Origin of the sequence: Bartonella sp. AC62GZZY, assembly GCF_042196525.1 — a bacterium.
Taxonomy (GTDB): Bacteria; Pseudomonadota; Alphaproteobacteria; order Rhizobiales; family Rhizobiaceae; genus Bartonella.
This window is the reverse complement of record NZ_JBHIQN010000004.1, coordinates 56,584-81,554: the sequence shown is the minus strand read 5'-3', so window position 1 is coordinate 81,554 and position 24,971 is coordinate 56,584. Positions and strand designations below refer to the sequence as shown.

Here is a 24,971-nt window from a genome sequence, read left to right as displayed (position 1 = left end):
CACTGGGAAATACCCATCGTGTGGCACAAAGAAGGAGAAAATTGATGGCTACAAGCGCTAACAGGCTTGAGATTCTGCAAATTGCAGATGCTGTTGCACGTGAAAAGTCAATCGACCGTGAAATTGTCATTTCTGCGATGGCTGATGCTATTCAAAAAGCAGCACGTTCTCGTTATGGTCAAGAAACCAATATTCGTGCTGAAATCAATTCTAAAACAGGTGAAATTAAATTACAGCGCCTGCTTAAAATCGTTGATGTCGTTGAAGACTATACAACGGAAATTACTTTGTCTGATGCTCTCAAACGTCAAGCAGAAGCAAAAATTGGTGATTTTTTTGCTGATCTTTTACCTCCTATGGATTTTGGACGTATCGCAGCACAATCTGCTAAACAGGTTATTGTACAAAAAGTACGCGATGCAGAGCGTGATCAGCAATATGAAGAATTCAAAAATAAAGTTGGTGAAATTATTTCTGGTACAGTTAAGCGTGTGGAATATGGTAACGTCATCGTTGATCTAGGGCGCGGTGAAGCTATTGTGCGCCGTGATGAATTAATTCCTCGTGAATCATTCCGCTATGGAGATCGCATTCGTGCTTTTGTCAATGATGTACACCGTGAAACGCGTGGGCCGCAAATTTTCCTTTCACGCACCCATCCCCAATTTATGGTAAAACTTTTCACTATGGAAGTACCTGAAATTTATGATGGTATTATAGAAATCAAATCTGTTGCTCGTGATCCAGGCTCACGGGCTAAAATCGCCGTTGTTTCACGCGATGGTTCCATTGATCCTGTTGGAGCATGCGTTGGAATGCGAGGAAGTCGTGTACAAGCTGTTGTTGCTGAATTACAAGGCGAAAAAATTGATATTATTCCTTGGTCGCCTGATGCGGCAACATTTGTCGTTAATGCACTGCAACCTGCTGAAGTTTCTAAAATCATCCTTGATGAAGATGCTGAACGGATTGAAGTTATTGTGCCAGATGATCAACTTAGCCTTGCTATTGGACGACGTGGGCAAAATGTTCGCTTGGCTTCGCAACTAACAGGATGGAACATTGATATTTTAACGGAAAAAGAAGAATCTGAGAATCGTCAAAAAGAATTTACTGAACGGAGTAAATTGTTTATGGAGGCCTTAGAGGTTGACGAAATGATCGGACAGGTTATGGCATCAGAGGGTTTCTCTTCTATTGAAGAAATCGCCTATATTGATCTTGAAGAAATTGCTTCTATTGATGGTTTTGACCATGAAACTGCTAATGAAATCCAAAGTCGTGCCCGCGAATATCTTGATCGGCAAGAAAAAGAGCTCGACGAAAAACGTAAAAAACTCGGAGTTTCTGACGAATTGCGAACACTTCCTGGAATGACAAGTGCTATGTTGGTTGCTGTAGGTGAGGATGGTGTAAAAACGATAGAAGACTTTGCTGGCTATGCCGTTGATGATTTAGCTGGTTGGAGAGAACGTAAAGAAGGTCAAACACAGAATTTTTCTGGTATTTTAACCCCTTTTGACATTACACGCGCAGATGCAGAAGCTATGGTTTTAGCCGCACGTGTACAAGCAGGCTGGATAGACCAAGCTGATCTTGTTACAGAAAGTCCTGTAGAAGATGAAAGTTCTGCAGAAAATGAAAAAACAGATGATTTGGATGTGGATACACTTTAAATGAATGAACGGACTTGCATTGTAACCAGAAAAAATGCTTCAGTACAAACACTGATCCGTTTTGTTATTGGTCCCAATAACCAAATTGTTCCTGATCTTAAAGCGAATTTACCAGGGCGTGGCGTTTGGATTTCTGCCCATCACGCTGTTATTGAGAAAGCAATCAAACAAAAAGCTTTTCATAGAAATTTTAAAACAGATGTTGAAGTTGCACCAAATCTTGTGCATGTTGTTGATACGCTTTTACTAAAAGCCGCTCTTTCAAGCCTTTCCATGGCGCGAAAAGCGGGAGCAATTGTTATGGGAGCAACAAAGGTTGACGCTGCTATCCGCTCTGGTAAAGTTATTCTTGTACTTCATGCTAAAGAAACAACAGAAGATGGGAAACGAAAAATTGCACAGGCCATCCATTCAATACAACAACAAACAAATCGGACTATAAAAACCATATCTTTATTTACAAGTGATGAAATGCGAGTGGCTTTTGGCTCTAATCCTGTAATGCACGCGGCCTTACTGGACACAAAAGCTGCTGGAGGATTTCTCAAAACAACATGTAAATTGATCAGCTATCGTGACGACAAGCATAGTAAGTCTAGTGAGATGACGGCACAAGCCGTGAAGGAAGTACAATGAGTGAAAATAACAACGACAAAACAACCGTCAAGAAGACACTAACTCTCAAGAGGTCTGTCTTGGAAACGAGTACGGTTAAACAAAATTTTAGTCATGGCCGTACGAAGGCTGTCGTTGTCGAAACCAAGCGGCGTAAAATTACGCGACCTGATGAAAAATCTGAAACCCTACAGCCCATTACAAAGCCGCATGTGGCTTCTCAGCGCTCTAAACCACGTTTTGAGGAAAAAAAGCCTCAAGAATCTGTAGCCAAAAGCAATCTTTCATCGGCTGAAATGGAAGCAAGACTTCGCGCATTAGAAGAAGCACATATCCAAGAAAGAATAACGCGAGAACAAGCCGAAGAAGAAGCAAGGCGCGCTAAAGAGCGTGAAGAAATTTTACAGCAAGAAATTAAAGAAAAAGAAATACATCTCCAACAAGAAGAAGAAATATCGCCAGTACAGATTCCACCTGTTCCCCCTCTCATTGAACAGACAGATATTCCTATTGCGCCTAAACATACAACCGTGGTTGAAAAACGCAAAATAGATGACAATAAAGAGGAAGAACGGCATAGTCGACGTGCTAATCCTGCTAAGTCAGACATACGTATACCCAAAGTTGTCAAAGGAGCTGATGAGCGGAGACGCGGAAAGCTAACTCTGAATAGTGCACTGGATGAAGAAGGAAGCGCACGTGGGCGCTCAATGGCTGCAATGCGGCGTAGACAGGAAAAGTTTAAGCGTGCACAAAATCAAGAACCAAGAGAAAAAATTTCTCGCGAAGTTGTTCTTCCTGAAACGATTACCATTCAAGAGCTCGCACAACGTATGACTGAGCGTTCTGTTGATGTGATTAAATTCTTGATGAAACAAGGACAAATGATGAAACCGGGCGATGTTATTGATGCAGATGTTGCCGAACTCATTGCTGTTGAATTTGGCCATACTGTTAAACGTGTTTTAGAATCTGACGTAGAAGAAGGTATCTTTAATATAATAGATAATCCTCAAAACATGCAGCAACGCCCCCCTGTTGTAACCATTATGGGCCATGTTGACCACGGAAAAACTTCTCTTTTGGATGCTATTCGTAAAGCAAATGTTGTTTCTGGCGAAGCAGGAGGTATTACGCAGCATATTGGTGCCTATCAAGTAGAACAAAACGGTCAAAAAATTACCTTTATTGATACACCAGGGCATGCTGCATTTACGGCTATGCGTGCACGCGGAGCACGTGTTACTGATATTGCTGTTCTCGTTGTAGCCGCTGATGATAGTGTTATGCCTCAAACGATTGAATCAATCAATCATGCGAAAGCTGCTGGTGTCCCTATCATTGTTGCTATCAACAAAATTGATAAACCAGCTGCGAATGCACAAAAAGTGCGTACAGAACTTCTACAACATGAAGTGTTTGTTGAAACTATGGGTGGAGAAACTTTGGACGTTGAAGTTTCTGCTAAAACTGGTCAAAATCTTGATAAACTTCTCGAAGCTATCCTTCTTCAGGCTGAAATGCTTGATCTGAAAGCAGATCCTCAACGAACTGCAGAGGGCGTTATCATTGAAGCCAAATTGGATCGCGGACGTGGGTCTGTTGCAACAGTTCTTGTTCAAAAAGGTACATTACACCCTTCTGATATTATCGTTGCCGGAAATGAATGGGGTCGTGTGCGTGCTTTGATTGACGACCATGGCCGCCATGTCAAAGAAGCCGTTCCTTCTACACCAATTGAAATTTTAGGCATGCAAGGAACACCACAAGCCGGAGACCGTTTTGCTGTTGTCACACATGAAGCAAAAGCACGTGAAATTTCTGAATATCGTCAACGATTAGCACGTGATAAAGCTGTTGCGCGGCAAACTGGTTCACGTGGTTCTCTTGAACAAATGATGACAAAATTGCAAACGACTGGTGTTAAGGAATTTTCTCTTATTATAAAAGGGGATGTGCAAGGATCAATTGAAGCAATCGCTTCAGCATTGGAAAAACTCGGAAATGACGAAGTTCGTGCGCGTATTGTACATTCTGGTGCTGGAGGAATTACCGAAAGTGATATTTCTCTTGCGGAAGCTTCTAACTCTGCTGTAATTGGCTTTAATGTTCGAGCCAATAAGCAAGCACGTGATTTTGCTAAAACACAAGGAATTGAAATTCGTTATTATAACATCATTTACGATCTTGTTGATGATATCAAGGCTGCTATGTCTGGATTACTCTCACCAGAACAGCGTGAAACATTCCTTGGTAATGCTGAAATTCTAGAAGTCTTTAACATTACAAAAATTGGAAAAGTTGCAGGCTGTCGCGTTACAGAAGGTAAAATAGAACGAGGAGCCGGTGTTCGCCTTATCCGCGATAATATCGTTATTCACGAAGGAAAGCTGAAAACACTCAAACGCTTTAAGGATGAAGTCAATGAAGTGCAAAGTGGTCAAGAATGTGGAATAGCCTTTGAAAATTATGAAGACATGCGTGCAGGAGACATCATTGAGACCTTCCGTATCGAACATATTAATCGCACATTATAAAATAATCCAATAACTTTACTCTGTTGTGAAATGAGAAAAGTTATTAGGTTTTATACGCAATATCTCTTTTTCCTTATCTAAATGGTCAAAAAAGAGATCTTGTAGCAAGGATAAAACTTTGATGAAAAATGCAGGGCCATCACAACGGCAACTTAGAGTAGCAGAGCAAGTACGTCATGCAATAGCGCATATATTACAGCGTGATATTTTGCTTGATGATATCTTAAAAGATATTGTTATTTCTGTCTCTGAAGTACGCATGTCACCAGATTTAAAAATTGCTACTTGCTTTGTATCACCTCTCAGCACTCTTAAAAATGCTTCTCATACCGATGTTGTTGATACCCTCAATAAACGTAGTCGTTTTCTCCGTGGAGAAATCAGTCATGCGTTGCGACAAATGAAATATATGCCAGAACTGCGTTTCCGACTTGATAATAGTTTTGATAATTTTTCAAAAATTGATGCCCTCCTTCGCTCGCCTGAGGTTGCACGCGATCTTCACCATAGTGATACAGATGAGGATTAAAGATATGGCGCGGCAACATAAGAAAAAAGGGCGTCCTGTTTCTGGCTGGGTCATATTTGATAAACCAAAAGGAATGAAATCAACAGAAGCTGTTTCACAAATCAAATGGCTCTTCCATGCTCAAAAGGCAGGACATGCGGGTACACTTGATCCTCTTGCTTCTGGTCTCCTTCCCATTGCATTGGGCGAAGCAACCAAAACCGTCCCTTACGTGATGCAAGGCAAAAAAACTTACCGTTTTCATATTGCTTGGGGGCAAGAGCGCTCAACAGATGATCTAGAAGGAGAAATAACCAAAACATCTCTCAAACGTCCAACTCGAGAAGAAATACTTGCTCTTCTTCCTCAATATACAGGTATTATTTTGCAAACACCTCCACAGTTTTCAGCAATCAAAATTGCCGGAAATCGTGCCTATGATTTAGCGCGTGAAGGGGAAGTTGTTGAAATTCCGCCCCGTGAAGTGGAAATAGAAACTTTCAAGTTATTAGAAATGCCTACCAAAGAGCATTCTGCCTTTGAAATAACCTGCGGAAAAGGAACTTATGTGCGCTCTTTAGCACGCGATATGGGACGTGATCTCGGTTGCTATGGGCATATTGCTGATTTAAGACGTATTGCCGTCGCACCTTTTGATGAAGAAGATCTCATTACATGGGAGGAACTAAAAGCAGCCATTCCGCCAAATAAAAACACTACAGAGGAAAATAATCGTTCTTTTGAAAAAAAATTCACAACACTTGATGGGCTCTTAATTGAAACGAGCGCTGCATTGGATTGCCTCTTTCATTATACCCTTAATGAAACCCAAGCACAAAGAGTTATGAAGGGGCATTCTATACCCTTGTGTCATCACAAAGTACCTCTTGATGAAGATGAAATTTGTGTCCTCTATAAGAAACAACTTCTTGCTATCGGCACCCTCGACAAAGGTCTATTTAAAGCAAAGCGGATTTTTACAATTTGATCGATTCTTTCCCCCTTTTGCGGAAAAATCATTTTTCTCTCTCAAATAAAGAAAATGTTTTGCTTTTCATTGTCTCCATTTTTCTTATTCACATCAAAAATTAAGTTAACGATACAAGCCAACACCATCATACACTTTGTCCCCCCTAATGTCACAACAGTCCTTGCATTTAAAAAGATTCATAAGCGGCATGTTATATCCCTTTTTCAATCTCTTTTTACTTACACATTAACCTCCGTTTGTAATGAATCAGCGAATGATTTGGATGGATTCAACCTAAACACATTTAAAATGAAATAATCCTAAGATATCTAGACTTTTACATTCAATATAAAAAACAGTTATTTATTCTTATAATCAATGTGTTGGAATCATATGCATTGCATCCAACCTTAAAAACTCAAGAATCTATATCATGTTAAATCACTCATTTGATCATTACAGTACACACCTACATAATCTCTTTTTGGCGAAAAGAATTGTTTCGAATAGAAAAACTCAAACCTTAGGATTTAAACACATTGTAAGGATAATCCCTTCCAACTATCTATCCAATAAAAATTGATCGTTGACCACCTAAAAATGACATCATTATGCTTACAATCGATTATTCTAATCATCACGAAAGCACGCAAAGATTTTGTAAAAATATCTGTAAAGAATAAGAAATTGTCAAGCTAGGGACTAGCTTATCGTTGTTTTTTGTATCGAATAAAAAGCTGGTATATCTCTTCATTCCATGGTTGGTATATTTTTTATTTCATGACTTTATTTATCTGATAATACTATATTTCTTCTCTTGCTTATAAAGCAATATTCAACCCTAATACTGTAACATTTTTGAAAGAAAGATTAAAATGGTTGGTATTTTGTAAACAGTTTCAACCTTCTATTCCAGATATGAGTAAAGATATATCTGGTTGAGTAATATTTAAAAGGATAAAATAGCTTCATTTTGAAAAAATATGCAAGCAAAAACAAGCTATTTTTCATCTTACTATTATCCCTTTCATTCGACTCTAATTTTTAAATAATAGGGATTACGCTTTGTCTTACGTTTTTATTTTTCTCGCTCTTTTAATATGATTATTTCTCACTCAAAATAGGACGCCTAAAATAAAAATTGTTGTGCTGCTTATTCACATGCTTTTTTAAGAAACATTTCTCAATGCATTCGAACCTATTTCACAACAACGCTCGTAAAATATATAAAATTCATTGCGCATGGCCCCATCTTTACGCTTAATAAAAATATAAGCCGGTATCATCATTCTATTTTCTAATTTAAAGTGTCGTAATAAACCTTGGTACTCGAAATAGTTTATTAGAAATCCTCCTTTTTCTATCATACCCACTCTTACTTGTGACGTACAAGAAAATGGTTTTGATTGATGCAATATAAAGTGAGATAAACAGATTTGAAATGAGAAAAACTTAAATTTTTCAAGACTATTATTTACCATAAAAAATGATAATTAGTCATTTATAAGTCAATATATTAACTATTGTAATACCCGTTTTTTTGTTGTTGCATTTATGCAAAAAAATTGATCAAAATAATATTAACATAATTTAATATTTTACAAAAAAACTGTTTTAACCCTAAGGGAGATGATCAGAGGAGACTTTTAAAAGCATCTCATTGGCTTGGGGTATTGTTTGGCGTTCAATCATGCGGTGCACTCTTATACCGTTAGGAGCACAATTTAAATGACGCAGACGCTTATTGACTTCGGCATCCGCTTTTGTGCGACGATGATTATGGCGTAAATAATCTACCCATGTTGGCATATGATAAGCCTCTGTCCAATATTCAGGTCTTTCCAGATCTCGTAAAAGGACCCATTGACGCGCACCATCGCGTAACCGAATATGGCGTCGACGCGTCATCACTTTAAGAAACTCTTCGAGATCATTTTCATGAATTTGATAATCGATCATTATCATGATCGGGCCACTTCTTGCTTTGAGGTCGAGTAATAATTCCGGCTCTCTAAAATGATCAAGAGGATTTAAATCTATCTGAGGAATTTCTTGAATTCTAAACTTTACCCCCGCAAGAGCACCTAAAATCAAGAATAGAGAACAAATGCTCAAAGCAATTGTTGGAGAATAACCATCAGCCAAAACTCCCCAGATTGCACTTCCAATAGCCATCCCCCCATAAGATGCCGTTTGATAAAGTGCTAAAGAACGAGCTACAACCCAGCGTGGTGTGGAGAGTTGTACAGATGTATTAAACAACGATAATGCCAAAACCCAACATAACCCTGCAGGAAATAAAGCAATATGGCTTATAATCAGGGAACGGCTGATTCCCAATAAAAAGCAAGAAAAGGCAAAACCAATAAATGCACTTGCAATAATTGTTTCTGAACGAAAATGATGCCGTACAAATTCATTAATAATACCTGCTGTCATGGCTCCTAACCCAAAACAACCCAGCAACGTACCATAAAGAAGGGCATTTCCTCCGAGAACTTTATGCGCAACAATTGGCAAAAGTGCTAAAATAGAAATTGCTCCTATACCAAAAAGGAACGCTCGAACCATAATACTTAAGAGATTAGGCGACATCGCAACATAACGCAAACCATCTGAGACAGCTCCTAACAGCCTTTCTCGTGGCAATGAGTTGTTTTCATAATTCGACTTCCAGAAAAATAACGCACCAATAAGAGGAATATAGCTTATAGCATTAAACAAAAAAGCAGCAGATGCCCCCAAAGTTGCAATGATGGCACCACCAATCGCAGGGCCAACACTCCGCATCAAATTAAAGCCAACACTATTCAAACTAACAGCAGCAGGAATATTTTCCCTGCTCACAATATCTCCTATCGTTGCTTGCCAAGAAGGATTATAAAAAGCTGTACCACATCCAATCAAAAACGTAAAACATAACAAAAGCCAAGGTGTTAGAAATCCCAGATAGGCTAAAATAGATAAACTCATGGATATGACCATCATCATAATCTGCGCACACAACATAATTTGACGCCGATTAAAATTATCAGCTAATGCCCCTGCCATCAAAGAAAACATAACAAGTGGTAACGTTGTCGCACTTTGAACAAGCCCAACCATGGAATGCGAAGAACTAATCAACGCCATTAACCACCCTGCTCCAACAGCCTGTATCAGCCCCCCTAAATTAGAAATAAGAGTAGATGACCATAAATTTCGAAATACCGAATTACGAAAAAGTTTTAATGTTGAAATGCTCTGCATCTTTTTCCTCCAAATCGGTATTTATCACTTTTGTTACCACATACACGCTCATAATCTTTGTATCAAAAGGATGCATAATTCTTTAAAAAACTTCTCATAAAACTCTATTTAAATCAATATTTCAAAACAAAAGCTTTTATTTAAAGAAAGACTTCAAAATGCTGTTAAGGACTAGTATTTTAACCTTCTTTCCTATATAAGAACGAAAATAGGTAAGAGTCTTCGACTTTTCCTGTTTTCTCACAGACCCTTGCTGAACGACATCTCGGCTATGGGTGGCCTTATGTTTCTTCGTTTTTGGAAAGGATAATACGATGTCGATTACAGCTGAACGTAAACAAGCTCTTGTCGCAGAATACGCAAATAAAGTTGGTGATACAGGATCACCAGAAGTACAAATTGCTGTACTTTCTGAACGTATTTCTAATTTAACAAACCACTTTAAATCTCACAAAAAAGATAATCATTCTCGTCGTGGTCTTTTGAAGATGGTATCTCAACGTCGGCGTCTTCTTGATTATCTTAAAGGAGTTGACCAAAATCGTTATCAGACACTTATAAAGAAGTTAGGTTTGCGTCGCTAAAAGAAAAATGGAAGTGGTATTTAAAAAACATCCATTTTTTCAACGTGTTGCTTTTAATTAAAAATTTTAAAAACTGATAAGTTATTATGGGATAGAACTGCTCATCGTTTCGCATTTAAGCAGTTTACTTCTTTTTTCTTGCAACAAAGATAAAAAGTATGTTGTCCATCCCAGATCTTGGAAGTATGCTACGCGAAACCAGAATGTGAGCAATCAAAGATTTAAACACTGGTCATTAAGGATAAAAAATGTTTAAAACGCACAAGATAGAAATTGAATGGGCCGGGCGTCCGCTCACCCTTGAAACAGGGAAAATAGCGCGTCAAGCTGATGGTGCAGTGATTGCCACCTATGGAGAAACGATTGTCTTAGCTACCGTTGTATCAGCCAAAATCCCAAAACCAGACCAGGACTTTTTTCCACTCACCGTTAATTATCAAGAAAAATCCTATGCTGTTGGTCGAATACCTGGGGGCTATTTAAAACGTGAAAGTCGACCAAGTGAAAATGAAACTTTGGTTTCACGTTTGATTGATCGCCCAATTCGTCCCCTTTTCGTTGAGGGATATAAAAATGATACACAAGTTATTGTTTCCGTTATACAGCATGATCTCGAAAACAATCCCGATATCCTTGCAATGATTGCATCTTCTGCCGCATTGACCCTGTCAGGTGTTCCTTTCATGGGGCCTATAGCCGGTGCCCGCGTTGGCTATTGTAATGGACAATATGTTCTTAATCCTCATATCGATGAAATGCCTGAATCAAAACTTGATCTTGTTGTTGCTGGAACAGAAAGTGCTGTTTTGATGGTTGAATCAGAAGCACAAGAATTACCGGAAGATATCATGTTGGGAGCTGTGATGTTTGGTCACAAAGGCCTTCAACCTGTCCTTGATGCTATTATAAAGCTTGCCGAAGTTGCTGCAAAAGATCCTCGTGATTTTGTTCCTGAAGATCTTTCTGAACTTGAAAAAGCGGTGCAGAAAATGGCAGAACAGGATATACGAAAGGCTTACACAATTACTGATAAGCAAGAACGTTATGCTGCAATTGATGCACTAAAAACAGAAATTATCAGTAAATTTATGCCAGAAACAGAAAAAGACTGTCAATTCAGTGCAGATCAAATTGCAACCGTATTTAAACAGTTGCAAGCAAAAATTGTTCGTGGAAACATTCTTGATACCCAAAAGCGTATTGATGGACGCAATCTTTCTACCGTGCGCCCTATCCAATCAGAAGTAAGTATTTTACCCCGCACACATGGATCCGCACTCTTTACCCGCGGAGAAACACAAGCTATTGTCGTTGCAACATTGGGAACTGGTGAAGATGAACAATATGTTGATTCTTTAACGGGTATGTATAAGGAAACATTCCTCCTCCATTATAATTTTCCACCATTTTCCGTGGGTGAAACAGGACGCCTTGGTTCTCCTGGTCGTCGTGAAATTGGACATGGCAAATTGGCATGGAGAGCAATTCACCCCATGTTGCCAAATAAAGAATCTTTTCCTTATACCATTCGTGCTGTCTCAGAAATTACTGAATCCAATGGATCTTCTTCTATGGCAACGGTTTGTGGAACGTCACTTGCTCTCATGGATGCTGGTGTTCCTCTAGCACGCCCTGTTGCTGGTATTGCTATGGGCTTGATTAAAGAAGGAGAACGCTTTGCTGTTCTTTCTGATATTTTAGGAGATGAAGATCATCTTGGAGATATGGATTTTAAAGTCGCAGGAACAGAAAATGGTATTACTGCCTTGCAAATGGATATCAAAATTGATGGTATTACCGAAGAGATTATGAAAATTGCGCTTGAACAAGCCAAAGGTGGCCGAATCCATATCCTTAATGAGATGGCGAAAGCTTTAACCAGTGCACGTGCTGAGCTGAGTGAATTTTCTCCGAGAATCGAAGTTATGAATATTTCTGTCGATAAAATCCGTGATGTTATCGGCTCTGGTGGTAAAGTTATTCGGGAAATCGTGGAACAAACAGGAGCAAAAATTAATATTGAAGATGATGGTACCATTAAAATTGCTTCTGCTGATGCTAAAACCATTGAAGCGGCAAAACGCTGGATCCATTCTATTGTTGATGAACCTGAAGTTGGTGCTATCTACCAAGGAACAGTTGTAAAAACTGCAGAATTTGGTGCATTTATAAACTTCTTTGGTTCTCGTGATGGACTCGTTCATATCTCTCAACTTGCATCAGAACGCGTCGCCAAAACAACCGATATTATTAAGGAAGGCGACAAAGTTTGGGTTAAGTTAATGGGCTTTGATGAGCGTGGAAAAGTTCGGTTATCAATGAAGGTCGTTGATCAAACAACCGGAAAGGAAATCACCGGTGATAAAGCGATGAATGAAGAAAAGTGCGTGGATGAAAAAAAACAACCTGAAAATAAGCGCCGCCGTAAGAAAAAAGAAGAGTAAGCCTTTCTTCTTATCAATCATGAAATGCCATCCCAATATTGGAATGGCATTTTTCTTTGAAAGAGCCCTATGTGTTATTATTTTTGCCTTTTGAAAATCATGAACTCCCGTATCCAGATCCAAGCCAATGTTGGCTGAGTTTCGGTTTAACAGAAGTTCCGGCTCAAAAATGGGCGCAAAATTTAAAAATTATTACGCCTTGGCGACCAGATTTTTTAAAATTTGTCGATACTCAATTTCACTGCTCTCCTCAAATAGATAAAACTTTCAACTATGATGGTGCATTTTTACATTTGAGCAAATATCGTGGTTTTAATCAAAATTGTTTTCTTGATTTATTAGAATGCGTTAAACCCAATGGATGGGTTGTGATCAGTGGGAATAAAACTGCTGGTGCTGCTTCAATGATGAAATGGGTCAAAAATATTGTCCCCATCACCAATAAACTGTCTAAAAATCATGGTCTGGTATTTTGGCTGCAAGTTCCTCCACAAATAGAGAAACAGAATATTTTACAATTGCGCTCACCACCGCTTACTTTTGGTAAATTTCAAACTACTTCTGGTATGTTCTCACACGGTCGTATTGATCCAGGATCTGCTGCGCTTGCTTCTTATATGCTCAAAGTTATTTCTGGAAAAACAGCTGATTTTGGTGCTGGATGGGGTTATCTTTCTCACGTTGCGCTTGAAAGAAGTGAAAAACTCACTGCTCTCGACCTTTATGAAGCAGACTACAATGCTTTGAGAGCAGCAAAACAGCACCTTAAATCCATAACAACTCCTTTTCCAATTCATTTTTATTGGCATGACCTTGTACATGAACCTATCACAAATCTATATGACACAATCATTTCAAATCCACCGTTTCACACACAACAAACAACAGATGTTTCATTAGGAAAAAATTTTATTATAAATGCTGCAAAGTGCTTAAAGCCAAGCGGCAGTCTGCTTTTTGTTGCAAACCGCCACCTGCCTTATGAAACATTATTAAAAAATATTTTCCGCACAGTGTTGATACACGAACAACCCCATGGTTTCAAAATTATCGAAGCACGCAGATAAACAGAACAAGCAATAACTTTCAAAGAATAAAACGTGAAAGATCGATATCAGCAGCAAGCTCGCCAATAGATTTTCTCACGTAAGCAGCATCAATTGTAAATGTTGTTCCAGCTTTATCAGGCGCGGTGAAAGAAATTTCATCCAAAACGCGCTCCATCACTGTTTGCAAACGACGTGCCCCTATATTTTCAATCCTTGCATTTAAATCTACAGCAATATCTGCTAAAGCATCAATAGCATCATCTGTAATTTCCAAATGAACCTCTTCCGTTGCCATAAGAGCGATATATTGTTTAATCAAACTAGCTTCTGGTTCCGTTAGAATGCGTCGTAAATCTTCCCTTGTTAAAGGGTTGAGCTCCACACGGATGGGCAAACGTCCTTGAAGTTCCGGTAATAAATCAGATGGCTTGGAAACATGAAATGCACCTGAGGCAATAAAAAGAATATGATCGGTTTTTATTTGCCCATATTTTGTAGAAATTGTTGTTCCTTCAACCAAAGGCAAAAGATCCCGTTGAACGCCCTCACGCGAAACCGCAACACTTGCTCCACCATCCCTGGTTGCAATTTTATCAATCTCGTCGATAAAAACAATACCGTCATTTTCAGCAACACGAAGCGCCTCTTGAATAATTTGCTCCTGATCAAGGAGTTTTTCAGATTCATCATCAATGAGCGGCTTAAAAGCATCTCTTACTGTCGTCTTACGGACTTTTGTACGACTGCCCATTTTTCCCAAAATATCTGATAAATTCATAATACCCATTTGCGCCCCAGGCATACCAGGAATATCAAAGGTTGAAGCACTACTGCTATTATTATCGGCGACTTCAATTTCAATCTCTTTTTCATCCAATTCACCTTCACGCAATTTTTTACGAAAACTATCACGAGTAGTAGGACTTGCTGTTTTACCAACAAGGGCGTCTAAAACACGCTCTTCAGCATTCACGTGGGCCTTTTCTTTTATTTCATCCCGTTTCTTTTCACGCACAAGAGAAATGGCAATTTCAACAAGATCTCGAATAATTTGCTCAACATCACGTCCCACATAACCAACTTCAGTAAATTTAGTCGCTTCTACTTTAACGAAGGGTGCTCCAGAAAGTTTTGCTAATCGACGTGCAATACCAGTTTTACCAACACCTGTTGGCCCTATCATTAAAATATTTTTTGGCATAACTTCTTCACGCATCGGCTCATCAAGCTGTTGCCTACGCCACCGATTGCGCAGTGCAATAGCTACAGAGCGTTTGGCATCATTTTGGCCAATAATAAAACGATCAAGTTCAGAAACAGTCTCACGAGGGGAAAATACAACACACATTTAAATAGCTTTCTCTAAAGAAGATAATTCTGCATCCAATGTTTCAATCGTAAAATGATCATTGGTGTAAACACAAATTTTAGCGGCAATAGCCATAGCTTTACGAGCAATAGTTTCTGCATCCAAATCCAAATCCATGAGTGCACGCGCTGCCGAAAGCGCAAAATTTCCTCCAGAGCCAATTGCCATAACCCCATCTTCTGGTTCTAAAACATCACCAAGCCCTGTTAGAGCCAAAGTTACTTTCTTATCAGCCACGAGCATCATTGCTTCGAGACGACGCAAATAGCGATCTGTTCTCCAATCTTTTGCAAGTTCTACACAGGCACGCATAAGCTGATCAGGATATTGTTCAAGCTTTGTTTCCAATCTCTCCAGTAATGTAAAAGCATCTGCCGTAGCACCTGCAAAACCAGCAATAACCACTCCGTTCTTTCCAAGACGACGCACTTTACGTGCATTGCCTTTCATAATTGTCTGTCCAAGAGAAACCTGACCATCACCGGCCATCACGACTTTTCCACCTTTTCGTACCGTAATAATTGTTGTACCATACATTATGTCTGGCTTATGTTCTGTCATAAGGAAACTCCTTAATATTAACTTTACTTTTTAATATTGATTTCTTTTCATACAATGTAAAACTCAATTACTATTGTCCTATTTAAGAACATATACAGCAAAACACAATGATTCAGCATAACTCAATTTGTTGAAAATGGAAAAATGATATCATTGTTGTCAATGCAAATTACTGCTAAATAGCTTTATATAAACAGTTTGTGCTTTTTAGAGGAAAATTATGAAAAAAATAGCCATAGGGACCTTAGGTGGAACAATTGCAATGACGGCTGATAGTTTTGGTCACATGCAACCGACTTTAACTTCAGATAACCTCATAAAAAGTGTTCCTGCTTTAAATAACGTTGCTGATATTCATGCACAAACATTAATGCAAATACCAAGTGGATCTTTATCGTTTCAAATGCTTTTTGAAATAATTAAGTGGGCAAAACAACAAATAAACGCTGGTGCAGAAGGTATTGTTTTAACACAAGGGACTGATACTCTGGAAGAAACAGCTTTTTTTCTTTCTCTTTATTGGAAAGAAGCTGAACCTCTCATCATAACCGGTGCTATGCGCATGCCTCATGAAGCAGGAGCCGATGGCCCAGCTAATATTTTAGCAGCCACTCATGTTGCGGCAGCCCCACAAAGTCGTAACAGAGGCGTTCTCGTTGTCATCAATGATACAATTCATTCACCTTATTGGCTCTATAAAAGCCATACCGTCAAAGTCGAAACTTTTCAATCAGGTCTTGCAGGTGTTTTAGGAACTATTTTAGAGGAAAAACTTATTTATTTCAATGATCGAAAATTTTTCCCAAAAACGTTTGATTTTCCCCAAAACCATGATCATCAAATTGCACTCCTCTATTCCTCTTTATCTTCTGATGCACAATTAATGAAACTCTGCCTCGAAAGTGGGTATTATGCTGGGCTTGTTATCGCCGGTTTTGGTGCAGGACACTGTAGTTTTCAAGCGGCAGACCTCGTACAACAATATGCACAAAAAATACCAATCATTATTGCTAGTCGTTGTTGTAATGGCTCCACAACTCGTATAACTTATGGCTATAAAGGCTCAGAAATCGATATGATTGCTTCTGGTGCGCTCATGTCTGGTTATTTATCAGCCGTAAAAGCCCGTCTACTTTTATGGGCTTTTTTGGCGCAAGGGTACTCATTGGAACAAATCCGTGTAGATTGGAATGACTGGACGATAAGCTAACAAAAAATGACCTATTATCTTGAAGAAGAGAGCATGAAAAACAAAATTTACTTGAATACAAAGCCGTTCACATGTCCGTTCTTAATCGATTGCTGCGGCAAAAAAATTCTCGACCAATACAAATGATTGATACGACTATACAAAAAATTAATCAGAAAGATAATCTGGTCAAATCCGTTTCTGACCGATATTCACCCTACCGTGTCTTTACTGCACAACAATGGTCAGAGTTTCGTGCGGATACACCTCTTACTTTGACTTTTGATGAAATTAAGCGTTTACGCTCTATGGATGATCCTATCGATCTTGAGGAAGTTCAACGCATTTATCTTTCTTTATCGCGTTTGTTATCATGCCATGTTGAAGCCGTACAGGAACTTTTTCACAAACGTCAGAAGTTTCTCCATCAAGAAGAGATGAGGAAAACGCCTTTTATTATTGGAATTGCTGGTTCTGTAGCAGTAGGAAAATCAACCACTGCTCGCATTCTTCAAGAACTATTGAAACGTTGGACATCTAGTCTTAAAGTTGATCTGATCACAACGGATGGTTTTCTCTATCCTAACGCAATCTTACAGCAAAAAAATCGTATGAATCGTAAAGGATTTCCTGATTCCTATGACATAAAAAAATTGCTATGCTTTCTTTCTGCTATAAAAGCAGGTGTCGGAAATATTCGTGCTCCGCTTTACTCACATATGACCTATGATGTTCTAGAAAACCAGACAATTGCCATTGACCATCCTGATATTTTAATTGTTGAAGGTATTAATGTATTACAGGTCAGTGATCTTCCTAAAGATGGGAAAGCCATTCCTTTCGTATCTGATTTTTTTGATTTTTCAATTTATGTCGATGCTGAAACAGAAGTCATTCGTCACTGGTATTTGGAACGTTTTAAACGTTTGCGTAAAACAGCTTTCCAAAATCCTGAATCCTATTTTCATCGTTATGCCCACCTCAATGAAAAAGAAGCCTCAAAAATTGCTGAGGATCTTTGGCAAACGATTAATTTAAAAAATTTACAAGAAAATATACTGCCAACACGACCAAGGTCCAATCTCATTCTACGAAAGGGAAAAAATCATTTGGTCGAATATGTCGCACTTAGACGACTATAAGGATCTCATAACTATGCACCACCACCCCATTCATTTTACCTCAACGCGTATCGATAACAGTTGCCCTATCATCTTGGTAAACCAAAGAACTCTTGCCAACTTATCACTTGATGCGTCAACAACAGCATGGATAAAAGTTAATGACTTTACTGGTAAAGCAGGACAAATACTCTTTATTCCTCACGAAACGGGGCATTTAAAAAAAGTTTTATTTGGAATTGGCAATGGTAACGATCCTTTTATCACAGGAGTTCTTGCTCAAAAACTTCCTGCTGGTCAATGGCATTTAGAAGGTACAAACTCTGATGAAATAAATACCTATCTTGGATTGGCATTCGGCAGTTATCAATTTAATCGCTATCGTCAAAATTCTTCTTTCAAATCTTTATCTATCCATGTCAATGAGGCAATTGATCTTAATGAACTCCAACGAATTTATGAAGCTGTCTTCTTTGTCCGTGATCTCATTAATATTCCAGCCAATGATATGAACCCTGATACTCTCGAAAAAGAAGTACGACAACTAGGAAAAATTTATGGTGCTCATGTCCAAAGTATTTGTGGAGATGATCTCTTAACCCATAACTTTCCGATGATTCATGCCGTAGGACGAGCAGGCAGTACTCCACCACGACTGATTGAGTTACTCTGGGGCCAAGAACATCATCCTAAAATAACCTTGGTGGGCAAAGGCGTAACTTTTGATACTGGAGGACTCGATATTAAATCAGCCAATAACATGTTGCTTATGAAAAAAGACATGGGGGGTGGAGCAAACGTTTTGGGATTGGCTAAACTTATCATGGATGCAAAATTGCCTTTCCGTCTACGCGTTTTGATTCCAGCTGTAGAAAATGCAATTTCTGCGAATGCTTACCGACCAGGTGATATTCTCAAAAGTCGTAAAGGTTTAAGTGTTGAAGTAGGTAATACAGATGCTGAAGGGCGACTTGTCCTTGCCGATGCACTCGCCTATGGTGATGAAGAAAGTCCACAATTCATGCTTTGCATGGCTACTTTAACAGGAGCAGCACGCACAGCATTAGGACCAGATCTTCCGGCATTTTATTGTAATGATTCACTATGGGCACAACAAATTTCTGAATCTGCTCACGCTGTTTTTGATCCTCTTTGGCAAATGCCCCTTTGGAAACCTTACCAAGAGATGTTATCATCACCAATTGCTGACCTTAACAATGTAACTGGAAATAGCTTTGCTGGCTCTATAATCGCTGCTTTATTTCTTAATTCTTTTGTTGAAAAAACTGAACATTTTGCGCATTTTGACCTTTATGGATGGGTTCCAAAAGAAAAACCAGGATACCCTATTGGTGGATCAGCACAAACTATCCGTGCCCTTTATAATATTTTTAAAAATGAGTTTTGACACAAATATCCACAAAAATGGACAATTTTGCAGCTTAAAGAATAATTGGTCTTACACTGTGTTCTTGGTTTTATTGGAAGATAAAAATCTTACCAAGACAGTTTTCGTGAGTCTTCTTAAAGGTGAGATGCCCAAAAATGGAAAGCAAAAAAATGATCTCTAAAGACCCAAGGCTTTATGCATTCAGAGATGATCTAGCAGATCAACGTCTTGAAACAGAAATTACAGCTCAGCGCTTTGTTCAAGGTAAAAAAAGACGTGTTAATACCGCGGTCGCCGGACTTTTTAAAGAAAATAGTAAAAACAGTGAAAGACAAACAGAATGCTTATTCGGAGAAGAGCTTCTCATTTTTGAACAAGGGGAAACGATGTCGTGGGGGCAATCACTCAAGGATGGTTATGTCGGTTATATTGATACAAAAGTTCTTTGTTCATCAACCATAAAACAAACACATGTGGTTTCAGTACCACGCACATTTAAATATTTACACGCTGACTTACGTGGACCGATAAGCTCCCCTTTATCTATGGGAAGCAAAGTCAGTGTTGTTGATGAAATTGAAGTCCGTGATACAACGTATTCTATTCTTGAAAATGGAACGGCAATCATTACGAGCCATCTCAGCCCCATTGGACGCGTATATGAAGATTATGTCACAGTTGCAGAAACCTTTATCCGTACACCTTATCTTTGGGGTGGTATCAGCGGTTTTGGAATTGATTGTTCGGGACTCATTCAGCTCTCTATGATGATGACCGATCAAATAGTTTTACGAGACACCGATATGCAGCAAGAAACTGTAGGCAAGCTTCTTACAGACACTGATAAACTTCAACGAGGTGATTTAATTTTTTGGAAAGGTCATGTGGCTATTATGATTGATCATGAAAATATTATTCACGCTAATGGTTTTTCTATGGACGTTATGATCGAGCCATTGGAAGAAGCAATTACGCGTATCGCTAAAAAAAATCAATACCCCATTGCAAAACGTCGCCCAATTCAAGAAATTTAATACATGCCTCCTATAAAAAATTAATTGAATGTTTTTTATTATACAATAGATTGATTTATAAGGATAATTATCCATTATTTACTCTGTGTCAAGCATTCTAAATATCGTAAAATTCTCTCATTTCAAATCGGTTTTTATGTTGAATCAATCAAAATCGCTTGCTTGTTCATCACAAGCAAAATTGATGTATAAGTAAAAATATCCCTTATGAATGCTCTCAAATGCCAAGAGCTATCATAATAACATTGGGACCAACTTACTCCTTCGTAAGCGTAAGGATAGTATGCTCAATAGATTTTACATTATTTCCATATTTCCATGGGAGCTTTAACGTTATACCATTCACTAGTGCGGCACGAAACGGGTTTTGGAGCATTGCGAAATGCCTCTTTTAAACAAGCTCGTGAATACGCAGCACAATGCCGCTCTACATTACGTAAAGAACGCGCTCCTCTTAATCAAAAGCAACATTTTTGATCTTTTCTTAAAGTTCATACTCATTTAGAAATCTTTATCAATATTCGCCTATCTTTAAATACTGAGAAAACTAATCGACCGTCTTACTGAAGAACTTTCATTAAAATATCATATAGTCAATTATAAATCGTATTACATAACTTAAATAAGAGTTCTTAATATTATCATATTTCACTGTTTCAAATACCTTTATTACAAGTCAATAGAGAAATAAGCGTATTATAAAAAAATGAAAATAAAGATTACTACGCAGATTTATTATTTCTTTTCTATTCAGTTTTATGTTTTTTTAAATATACAAAAATAATATATTCCTTATTTATATACTTACCTAGGTAGCTTTTTCTCCATCTCTCATACCATAGATATGTATGATATATAGTTCTCTAAGAAGTCTTATTTTCATGTTTTCTTTTATATTTAATCATTCATTAACCGTATGTTTTATTTTTTTAAAATTATTTTTTAAATTACATACCACTCTTTTTATTCGTACGTTATTGAACATTTTTTTGATTGGGAAATCGTATAACATCAAGAAAAATAAAACTTATGATTACAAAACAATACGTTATTATATAATATATGTATTACATATGATAATTAGGATTTTGGTCATGTAAAACAATCTCCAATAATAAACACAAAGCGTTCTTTTTTAAAGCATTTTTTGAATTTTTTCTATTATTGATATCTTATGAAATAAATACTCCTAATATCTCTCAGTGCATCTAAGACAATCTCTCAATGATAATCGCGAAAAGTATAAATCCATTATCTACCACCATTTTTATGCTTATAAAGCGTGCAAAGGCATCATTATATACTTTGCTAATTCTCAATGTTGCGATAACCCTTGGCTAGTAGAGAGTGTTCTTTCAGCACGTATTTTATTTCTTTCTTAAATAATTTTAACATGCCCCGCCCCGCTTGGAACATGAAAAAGAATGATTTTGATTAATTTAAAATAAGACAGTTTTGAAATGAGAAAATTTTTTACGACTCTGGACTTCCCCATGCAACATAAAAATTATATTATCATTATAACTCAATATATTGGTTTATATTTAAACAATATTCCCTGCTTATAACACATCAAAGAAGGTGATTTTTCAATACCTGAACCAATGGTTTATCAGCATCAGGCATAGGGTATTTATCAAGATCATTAATAAAAACCCATTCTAAATTTTGCCCTTCTCGTCCTTGTGCAACGCCCTCATAATGGTCACAAAGATACAATGGCATTAAGAGATGAAATGTTTTATAGCTATGACTTGCAAATGTTAAAGGGTGTAAATTATTTGGTTGAACATAAATACCAAGCTCTTCCTCTAGTTCACGAATCAATGATGCTTCCGGAGTTTCACCTTGCTCAACCTTGCCACCAGGAAACTCCCATAAACCAGCTAGTGATTTTCCTTCAAGACGCTTAGTTAGCAAAACACGATTATTCTGATCGAACAATGCGCATGCAACAACAAGAAGAATGGAACTTTTTATATACATATTACTCGCCAATAGGGATCATAAAGATAACTGTCTTTATCTATCATACCCCTCCTGCTCCTAAAAGAACTTACATCCTTCATTTTTTCTGAAAAATAATAAGCTGTTAAATATAAAATGCATCCGTTAACTTCTATAATTGCTGTTGATCATAACGTACTCTTTTGTTAAATCGCAAGACCAAACTGTCGCTGTACCATTACCCAAACCGATATCAACACGAATTGTGATGTGCTTACCTTGCATATAAGTACCTATTGTCTCTTCACAATACTCAGGATCTCGTTCGCCATTGATCGCCACACGATGCTCACCAAACCAAATCATCAATAGATCACGATCGACTTCAACACCAGCCTTCCCAACGGCCATAACCACCCGTCCCCAATTCGCATCTTCACCGGCAATAGCCGTTTTTACAAGTGGTGAATTTGCAATTGACAAAGCAATCGTTTTTGCAGCATCGTTTGTTGTAGCACCAATTACATTAACCTCAATTAAATGACGAGCACCTTCACCATCACAAACAACTTGTAATGCGAGCTCGTGCAAAAGTGCACTCAAGTGCTTTGAGAACACTTCATAACGCGGATCTGTTTTACATCTAATGCAGGGAAAATGTTCTTTTCCTGTCGCAAACAACATAAGCGTATCTGAAGTTGAGGTATCACTATCAACAGTAATTGAATTAAAAGAACCCTCAACTGCCTCTGATAACATGGATTGGAGTGCATCCGAAGAAATAGTAGCATCACTAACTACAAATGACAGCATTGTCGCCATATCGGGTGCAATCATACCAGCACCCTTTGCAATTCCATTAATGGTAACACACTCTCCCCCACAGTCAAAAGTGCGCGTCGCAAGTTTTGGAAATGTGTCCGTTGTCATTATGGCTTTCGCAGCTTCCAACCAATTTCCCTCTTCTGCTGTCTCTGTCATACTTGGTAAAAGATTGACAATACCCGAGGCATCCATTGGCTCACCAATAACACCTGTGGAAGCTATAAAAACTTCATCTTCTCTAACCTTTAAAGCGTTCGCTGCTGCATATATTATTTCATTCGTTGTGTGCTTTCCTTTGCTTCCTGTAAAAGCATTTGCATTTCCAGAATTTACAACAACAGCTCTAGCAACCCCATGAGGAAGCGATGCGCGACAATGCTCTACAGGAGCAGATGGACATTTAGAACGTGTAAAAACGCCTGCCACACTCGCTGGCTCATCGAATATAATCAAAAGAAGATCTGTACGACCTTTATATTTAATCCCAGCTTCAACTGTTGATATCCGTACACCAGATAATGGAGAAAGCTCCTGGATCTTTTGAGGCGACAAAGGAGAGATTTTCAAAACCACAATATGCTTTCTATAAAAAAATGAAATGATTGCAGATCAATAACCTCTCATAGAAAACTGCTAGATTTTTTGAACAAAACCAACCTAGCAAATTATCTATTAAAGAGGCTATCTACTTATTTTCCTAGCTATTCCGTATCTTCTTCATCGGACGTCTCATCGGGAAGCAGCGTCCCATTTTGATGAAGCGATTCCATGATTTTTGTAACATTAGGATCAGGGTATTTCACATCTATCTTGCTACGTAAATCAACAATCAGTTCTTGATAGCGCTTTTTTATCAGCTGTGTCCGCAACATTTCTTTAACATCATCAAATGCAGGCGGTTGTTTTACACGACGATCCTCTAATTTAATAATATGCCAACCAAAAGGACTTTCAACAGGTTGTTTAGTGTATTCGCCAACTTTCAAACCAAATGCGGCATCTTCAAAAGGCTTGACCATTTGACCATGGCTAAAATAACCAAGATCACCCCCAACGGCAGCAGAACCATCTGTTGAACTTTTCTTTGCAATCTCTTCAAAACTTTCGCCTTTATTTAAATGCTTAATGATAGCTTCTGCTTCTTTTCTCGTTTTGACCAAAATATGACGCGCTTTAACCTCATCCTCCTTAGGTAGAGCAGCAACTTCTTGCTTATAAAGAGCTTCCAAATCAGTATCCGATATTTTGTCAACAATCGTCTGTTTAAAATAAAGCTGTTGAAGAACATTATCACGCATGACTGCCATACGTTTATCGTAAGCTTCTGTCTTATCAAGACCTTTTCTTCTTGCTTCTTTTGCAAGTGCCTGCATATCTAAATAAGCTTTTAGAACCATCATACGACGTTGTTCATCAGGAAAACGTGCTAAATTAGGATTTATTTCAAGTGCTAAATCATCCAATTGACCTGCTGTAATATTTTTCCCATCAATAACTGCCATAACATGAGAAGGAGAAATTGCTTTTTCAGAAGCTTTCTCCAAAGTTTTTAAATCATTCGATGGTGAATTCACACCTTCTTGGGCTTTCACCCCTAAACTTGTACTTGCCAATAAAGTTGATGCTAAAAACAGCGTGATAAAGTTGAATTTCATAAATATACTCCTTAAAAGTGAAGGCAGGTTCAAGATTCCAATTTTCTTTACCATAACACTTTATTCTTTAAATATAGAGAAATAAATTAGTAATTTCATTGTAAAAAATATAAAATCGTTCTTTTATCTCGGTTTCTACAACCCTATCTAATGCAAATGAAAAACATGATCATAGAGAAAAATGACATATTGTATCTTCAATTACTTTGTATTGTATCAGTTAAATAGCATACCTAAAGTTGACATAG

General features: G+C 38.0%; 18 protein-coding genes. 12 read left to right on the top strand and 6 right to left on the bottom strand.

Annotation, left to right across the window (positions count from 1 at the left end):
• Positions 1-44: 44 nt before the first annotated feature.
• The 5 genes from nusA to truB all read left to right on the top strand — a co-directional run bounded on the left by nusA (position 45) and on the right by truB (position 6,324).
• Positions 45-1,676: a transcription termination factor NusA gene (gene nusA, locus ACFIML_RS04535; protein ID WP_375687487.1), complete on the top strand. Its 1,632-nt coding sequence runs from the start codon at positions 45-47 to the stop codon at positions 1,674-1,676.
• Positions 1,677-2,312, top strand: coding sequence for an RNA-binding protein (locus tag ACFIML_RS04530; RefSeq protein WP_375606784.1), 636 nt, complete (start codon positions 1,677-1,679; stop codon positions 2,310-2,312).
• Positions 2,309-4,828 carry a translation initiation factor IF-2 gene (gene infB / locus ACFIML_RS04525; RefSeq protein ID WP_375686593.1) on the top strand — a complete coding sequence of 840 codons (2,520 nt, stop codon included), beginning with the start codon at positions 2,309-2,311 and terminating at the stop codon, positions 4,826-4,828. Before ACFIML_RS04530 ends, infB begins: the two co-directional genes overlap by 4 nt.
• 121 nt (positions 4,829-4,949) lie before the next feature.
• The gene (rbfA, locus tag ACFIML_RS04520; protein WP_375606782.1) at positions 4,950-5,357 is read left to right on the top strand and encodes a 30S ribosome-binding factor RbfA; all 408 of its coding nucleotides are present in this window, start codon (positions 4,950-4,952) and stop codon (positions 5,355-5,357) included.
• Between the two features lie 4 nt (positions 5,358-5,361).
• The gene (truB, locus tag ACFIML_RS04515) at positions 5,362-6,324 is read left to right on the top strand and encodes a tRNA pseudouridine(55) synthase TruB (protein ID WP_375687485.1); all 963 of its coding nucleotides are present in this window, start codon (positions 5,362-5,364) and stop codon (positions 6,322-6,324) included.
• Positions 6,325-7,926: 1,602 nt separating this feature from the next.
• Here the strand turns inward: truB and ACFIML_RS04510 are convergent.
• Positions 7,927-9,555 carry an MFS transporter gene (locus ACFIML_RS04510; protein ID WP_375687483.1) on the bottom strand — a complete coding sequence of 543 codons (1,629 nt, stop codon included), beginning with the start codon at positions 9,553-9,555 and terminating at the stop codon, positions 7,927-7,929.
• A 314-nt stretch (positions 9,556-9,869) separates the two neighbouring features.
• Between ACFIML_RS04510 and rpsO the strand changes: the two genes are divergently transcribed.
• The 3 genes from rpsO to ACFIML_RS04495 all read left to right on the top strand — a co-directional run bounded on the left by rpsO (position 9,870) and on the right by ACFIML_RS04495 (position 13,650).
• A complete protein-coding gene (rpsO, locus tag ACFIML_RS04505; protein WP_005774142.1) occupies positions 9,870-10,139 on the top strand; it encodes a 30S ribosomal protein S15 in 270 nt (89 codons plus the stop codon).
• A 248-nt stretch (positions 10,140-10,387) separates the two neighbouring features.
• On the top strand, positions 10,388-12,583 hold the full coding sequence (pnp, locus tag ACFIML_RS04500) for a polyribonucleotide nucleotidyltransferase (RefSeq protein WP_375686594.1): 2,196 nt from the start codon (positions 10,388-10,390) through the stop codon (positions 12,581-12,583).
• 71 nt (positions 12,584-12,654) lie between these two features.
• The gene (locus tag ACFIML_RS04495; RefSeq protein ID WP_375687481.1) at positions 12,655-13,650 is read left to right on the top strand and encodes a class I SAM-dependent methyltransferase; all 996 of its coding nucleotides are present in this window, start codon (positions 12,655-12,657) and stop codon (positions 13,648-13,650) included.
• 19 nt (positions 13,651-13,669) lie between these two features.
• Here ACFIML_RS04495 and hslU read toward each other — a convergent pair whose 3' ends face one another.
• Both hslU and hslV read right to left on the bottom strand, forming a co-directional pair.
• The gene (gene hslU, locus ACFIML_RS04490) at positions 13,670-14,980 is read right to left on the bottom strand and encodes an ATP-dependent protease ATPase subunit HslU (protein WP_375606778.1); all 1,311 of its coding nucleotides are present in this window, start codon (positions 14,978-14,980) and stop codon (positions 13,670-13,672) included.
• Positions 14,981-15,562 carry an ATP-dependent protease subunit HslV gene (gene hslV / locus ACFIML_RS04485; RefSeq protein ID WP_012754621.1) on the bottom strand — a complete coding sequence of 194 codons (582 nt, stop codon included), beginning with the start codon at positions 15,560-15,562 and terminating at the stop codon, positions 14,981-14,983. It abuts the gene before it with no gap.
• A 220-nt stretch (positions 15,563-15,782) separates the two neighbouring features.
• Between hslV and ACFIML_RS04480 the strand changes: the two genes are divergently transcribed.
• The 4 genes from ACFIML_RS04480 to ACFIML_RS04465 all read left to right on the top strand — a co-directional run bounded on the left by ACFIML_RS04480 (position 15,783) and on the right by ACFIML_RS04465 (position 20,296).
• A complete protein-coding gene (locus ACFIML_RS04480) occupies positions 15,783-16,772 on the top strand; it encodes an asparaginase (protein ID WP_375687479.1) in 990 nt (329 codons plus the stop codon).
• A gap of 122 nt (positions 16,773-16,894) precedes the next feature.
• Positions 16,895-17,893 carry a type I pantothenate kinase gene (coaA, locus tag ACFIML_RS04475; protein ID WP_375606822.1) on the top strand — a complete coding sequence of 333 codons (999 nt, stop codon included), beginning with the start codon at positions 16,895-16,897 and terminating at the stop codon, positions 17,891-17,893.
• Between the two features lie 13 nt (positions 17,894-17,906).
• A complete protein-coding gene (locus tag ACFIML_RS04470; protein ID WP_375687477.1) occupies positions 17,907-19,280 on the top strand; it encodes a M17 family metallopeptidase in 1,374 nt (457 codons plus the stop codon).
• Positions 19,281-19,432: 152 nt separating this feature from the next.
• Positions 19,433-20,296: an NlpC/P60 family protein gene (locus tag ACFIML_RS04465; RefSeq protein WP_375614581.1), complete on the top strand. Its 864-nt coding sequence runs from the start codon at positions 19,433-19,435 to the stop codon at positions 20,294-20,296.
• A 1,572-nt stretch (positions 20,297-21,868) separates the two neighbouring features.
• Here the strand turns inward: ACFIML_RS04465 and mutT are convergent.
• From mutT to ACFIML_RS04450, 3 genes are all read right to left on the bottom strand, one after another.
• Complete coding sequence (gene mutT, locus ACFIML_RS04460; RefSeq protein ID WP_375614576.1) at positions 21,869-22,282, bottom strand: 8-oxo-dGTP diphosphatase MutT; 414 nt, start codon at positions 22,280-22,282, stop codon at positions 21,869-21,871.
• A 126-nt stretch (positions 22,283-22,408) separates the two neighbouring features.
• On the bottom strand, positions 22,409-23,641 hold the full coding sequence (gene argJ / locus ACFIML_RS04455) for a bifunctional glutamate N-acetyltransferase/amino-acid acetyltransferase ArgJ (RefSeq protein WP_375614067.1): 1,233 nt from the start codon (positions 23,639-23,641) through the stop codon (positions 22,409-22,411).
• A 128-nt stretch (positions 23,642-23,769) separates the two neighbouring features.
• Positions 23,770-24,723 (bottom strand): peptidylprolyl isomerase, encoded by a 954-nt coding sequence (locus ACFIML_RS04450; protein ID WP_375606773.1) that lies wholly within the window; start codon positions 24,721-24,723, stop codon positions 23,770-23,772.
• Positions 24,724-24,971 lie beyond the last annotated feature (248 nt).